General features: G+C 56.0%; 3 protein-coding genes and 1 pseudogene. All 4 read left to right on the top strand.

Annotated features, from left to right (window positions below; all coding sequences use genetic code 11):
• On the top strand, nucleotides 1-894 hold an 894-nt coding region (locus AC3IFE_RS10705; protein WP_489190494.1), incomplete at its 5' end, for a transketolase family protein.
• Entirely contained in the window at nucleotides 891-2,156 is a 1,266-nt protein-coding gene (locus tag AC3IFE_RS10700) for a hypothetical protein (RefSeq protein WP_489190493.1), read from the top strand. The genes AC3IFE_RS10705 and AC3IFE_RS10700, both read left to right, overlap by 4 nt.
• Before the next feature lie 16 nt (nucleotides 2,157-2,172).
• Nucleotides 2,173-3,426: a crotonyl-CoA carboxylase/reductase gene (ccrA, locus tag AC3IFE_RS10695; RefSeq protein ID WP_489190491.1), complete on the top strand. Its 1,254-nt coding sequence runs from the start codon at nucleotides 2,173-2,175 to the stop codon at nucleotides 3,424-3,426.
• Nucleotides 3,427-3,497: 71 nt separating this feature from the next.
• Nucleotides 3,498-3,794: pseudogene (locus tag AC3IFE_RS10690) on the top strand (hypothetical protein); the annotation flags it as partial.

Below are 3,794 nucleotides of genomic sequence, written 5' to 3'. Positions count from 1 at the left end.
GAACATGAGGATCTCGTTGTACTCGACGGCGATTGCTCCCATTCGACGCGGACTTATCGGTTTCAGCGTGCTTACCCAGATCGCTTTATCAACGCGGGAATCGCGGAACAAAACATGGTTGGCATGGCGGCCGGCATGGCTAAGGCCGGTTTGGTTCCGGTCGTATGTGGATTCGCTGCCATCATGATGCATCGCGCCGCGGAGCAACTGGTTCAATCGCTAGCTTACGCGAGTGCCAACGTGAAGATGATCGGCCACTACGCTGGCTTCACTGCGGCATCGGAAGGGGCCCCGCATCATTCGATTGCGGATCTCGCACTGGTGCGATCTATTCCCGGGATGACTATCCTGTGCCCCGTCGACGATGGCGATGTCGACGGCTGTCTACGGTATGCATTGAGCATTCATGGCCCTGTGTATCTGCGTCTCGCGCGCAATCCGGTGGCACAGCGACATGATGCGGAGTGGGTGCAGTGCAGTGGCTATCGGCGAAGCGGGCGGGAAGGATCAGTCGGCATTGTTTGTATCGGCGCGATGTCGGAGATCGCCCTCCAGACCGCCGCGAAACTGGGCGAACTCGGGGTTGCTGTGTTTGTCATCGCACTCCAGGAGCTGAAACCATTGCCTGACGCTCTGCTCGGAGAACTGAGCTCGGAGAGTCTAATGCTGATAGTGACGATTGAGGATCACAACGTATTGGGTGGTTTGGGAGGCGCGATTACCGAAGCATTCGGGGAAAGAGAGAAGCCGGTACTACGCTTTGGAATCTCCGACGAATTCACGCAAAGCGGCAACTATGATGAACTTCTGTGTGGGCTGAAACTTGCCCCGGGCGACATCGCCAGCAATATCGCAAACGCTCTCGAAGCAAGAGAAATTAAGGAGTCGGTGTGAAAATTACTTCGATTACATGTTCTCCGTTGCTCGACAGCAATGGGCGTGGTGCGGTCGAGATTTGTCTCGGATTCGGTGATGGTGAGCTTCACAGTCGTGCAATCGCGCCACGCGGATCTACCACTGGAGACTTCGAAGCTTCATTCCTCGAGGATGAGCAAGCGTTGGGACTGGACTCAGCAAGACCAGCTGTTGCGTCTGCGGAGGCCTTGCTTCCTCCGGCCCTGATTGGGCGAGACTTCCGCACATTGAGAGAATTCGATACGGCGCTGGCCGAGGTCGATAGATCGCCACAGTTTCAACTACTGGGTGGCAATGTGGCGATTGCCTCGTCGTTGGCCTTCGCGAAGGGACTCGCAGCCCTCAAGCGTATTCCCTTGCATCAAGTACTATCCGAGAATGGTATCGGGAAGCTGCCGTTGCCTATGTTCAATATCATCGATGGAGCTTCGATCGAAGGGTCAGGCATTGGTGGCGTGGAATTTCTTCTGATTCCCGAGCCAGGACTCGACATCGTGCGCGCTGTCCGAATGGGAATCGACGTGCGAAATGCCACGCGAAGCTTGCTCGCGGGACAAGGTATTGTTGCCGGCGACAGCCCTCAGGGCGCCCTGCTACTCGCATCGGCAGACTGCGAGTTCCCTCTGGCGGTGATGTTGGAGGCGGCTTCGGAGCGCGGATATCGTGCTGGAACCGATTTCACAATCGGGCTCGATCTGGCTGCTTCGGACTACTTTGATCCCGCTGGACAGTACATCTATTCATGGCCGGCGTTGGGCATCGGCGGTGAGAGATCGCCAGATGACAATCTAAACGCGTTGTGCGCAGAGTATGAGCGTTTGATATCGACATTTCATCTGTCGTTCATCGAAGATGGTTTCGCTGAACGCGATCTCCGTGGCTGGAAGGAATTTTCAAAACGACGTGGCACGGCGCGCATCATCGCCGACGATCTCTGTGCGTCGAATTCACAGCGTATTGAGGATGCATGCGCTGAAGGTCTAATACAAGGTGTGCTCGTCAAGCCGAACCAGATCGGCACGCTGACCGGAGCGATGCAAGCGCTGGAGGTGGGCAATGCACAGGACTTGCTCACGATCGTGTCGCAGCGAAGCGGGGAAAATGATGACGATTCGATCACGCATCTCGCGATTGCCGGGAGGTCAGACTATTTGAAGTTCGGCGGTCCCTCGCGCATGGACCGGATCATCAAGCTCAATGCATTACTTAAATTCGCACTAGATAACACGGTGCTCTGCTAGTTAGGAGGTTAAACCGATGGAAGCGAGCGAATATCAGATATCAGTTGAGTCCAGTTCAAGTGGGCCGGTGCCAATCGGCAGTATGCCAGAACGCTATGTCGTGCCATCGACGATGTATGCGTGGGTTCTCGAACCGGGCCGCCACGGTAACCCCGCGAAGGCGTTTCGGCAGAAAGTAGTACCGGTGCCGCGTCTCGGATACGGCGAGGTACTCGTATTCGTGATGGCTGCCGGCGTGAATTACAACGGTGTGTGGGCCGCGCGCGGCGAGCCGGTTTCCGTGTTCGACGTACATGGTGCCGCGTGGCACGTCGCGGGATCCGATGCTTCCGGTATCGTTTGGGCGGTAGGTCCAGGTGTCAGACGTTGGAAACCCGGCGATGAAGTTGTGATTCATTGCAACCAGATCGAGTACGAGGACACGGAAACCAATGGTGGTGATCCGATGCTGTCACCAAGCCAGAAGATCTGGGGCTATGAGACACCGGGTGGATCTTTCGCCCAGTTTACTGCCGTTCAAGCGCAGCAGCTGCTGCCGCGGCCCAAGCAGTACTCGTGGGTGGAGTCGGCAGCATATCTGCTCAAGCTCGCGACGGTCTATCGGATGCTCTACGGACATCCACCCCACATCCTGAGGCCTGGGGGTAGTGTTCTGATCTGGGGAGCGGCAGGGGGACTGGGTGTGTTTGCCATCCAGCTTTGCAAACTAGCGGGCGCGAAGGCGATTGCCGTCGTATCCGATATGAGCAAGGCGGAGTACGTGAAAAGCCTTGGCGCGGCGAAGGTGATCGTACGCAGCAATTATCCCGCGCTGGCGGGTGGAACAGCACCGGGCGAGCCTGCGTGGATGAAGGAGGCGAAGGCTTTCGGCAGTGAAATCTGGTCGGCCACCGGAAAGGGCAACAATGTGGATATTGTGCTCGAACATCCTGGACAACAAACTTTTCCATTGTCTTGTTTTTTGGCTCGTCGCGGCGGCTTGGTGGTTTTTTGCGCGGCGACTACCGGGTATCGTTTCGAGTTTGATGCACGGTATGTCTGGATGCACCAGAAGCGAATTCAGGGCTCCCATTTTGCCCACATGAAACAAGCACATGAAGCGAATTCGCTCGTTATGGAAGGGCATGTCACCCCGTGTGTATCGCGGAGTTTTCGATGGGAGGAACTGCCTCTTGCTCATGAATTGATGGGGCGAAACGAGCATCCACCAGGGAATATGGTAATTCAGATCGGCTGCTCCGCCGCCGTTGCTACCAATCATGTCGGATAACTTGTCGGAATGAACCAAATCGCCTCGGCGGGATCAATTCTATTCCTTGGAAAACGACTGTTCCGATAACTATGCCTCTCAAAATTGCCGTGTTGTGCGGTGGCACGAGTGAAGAGCGCGGGGTCTCCCTCGCAAGTGCCGCAATGATTGTTCCTGCATTGCGTCAGTCAGGACATACTGTAGAAGTTCTGGATATCCAGTGCGGCCTGTTGCCCCAAACGAGTGACGGAGTGAAACACTTACCGATCAATGTTGAATCTACGGTCGCCAATGGGGACTGGATGACGGCGGGCATTGTGCCGAAACAGCTGAACGAACTTGGACATGTCCGCGCGTTCGATCTGGTATTCCTGGCACTACATGGGGGA

It is taken from the genome of Burkholderia sp. APQ4-4ca (assembly GCF_057837105.1).
This window is presented reverse-complemented; position numbering and strand designations above follow the sequence as displayed.

Bases quoted from the DNA above. Each gene is read 5' to 3' on its own strand.
- ccrA (WP_489190491.1), top strand. From the start codon at position 2,173: ATGGAAGCGAGCGAATATCAGATATCAGTTGAGTCCAGTTCAAGTGGG.